The sequence below is a fragment of the Streptococcus sp. GMD4S genome (assembly GCF_000296955.1).
Genome location: NZ_AJRE01000567.1, coordinates 1 through 587, shown reverse-complemented (window position 1 = coordinate 587; position 587 = coordinate 1). Strand labels below are relative to the sequence as shown.

The following is a 587-nucleotide window of genomic DNA, read 5'->3' as shown; positions in this document are numbered from 1 at the left end:
TATCACAGAATAAACAGAAATGGCATATTTATGCGGGGCAATATCTAGGAACAGGCTTACTTGTAGGGGCGAGTTTAGTTGCTGCTTATGTCGTTAATTTCGTGCCTGAAGAATGGATGGTTGGATTGCTTGGTTTAATCCCTATCTATTTAGGGATTCGCTTTGCAATTGTTGGAGAAGGTGAGGAAGAAGAGGAAGAAATTATTGAAAGATTAGAACAAAGCAAGGCAAATCAACTGTTTTGGACAGTTACATTGCTGACAATTGCGTCTGGCGGAGATAATTTAGGTATCTATATACCTTATTTTGCTTCGTTAGATTGGTCACAGACCCTCGTGGCGTTGCTTGTGTTTGTAATCGGCATAATTATCTTTTGCGAGATTAGTCGGATGTTATCCTCTATTCCGTTAATATTCGAGACAATTGAAAAATACGAGCGAATCATTGTGCCCATAGTATTCATTCTACTTGGACTATACATCATGTATGAAAATGGCACGATAGAGACTTTTCTGATCGTGTAGATTTTTTTGTTTCACTAGGATTTTAGCCCGGGCTCAAATCAAGCTCTCTGATTTCAGAGGGCT

1 protein-coding gene is annotated in these 587 nt (G+C 39.0%); it reads left to right on the top strand.

The window, feature by feature from the left end; translation table 11 throughout:
* Window positions 1-524 (top strand): CadD family cadmium resistance transporter (locus tag GMD4S_RS12575; RefSeq protein ID WP_000313777.1); only part of this gene is annotated, 524 nt, incomplete at its 5' end.
* Window positions 525-587 lie beyond the last annotated feature (63 nt).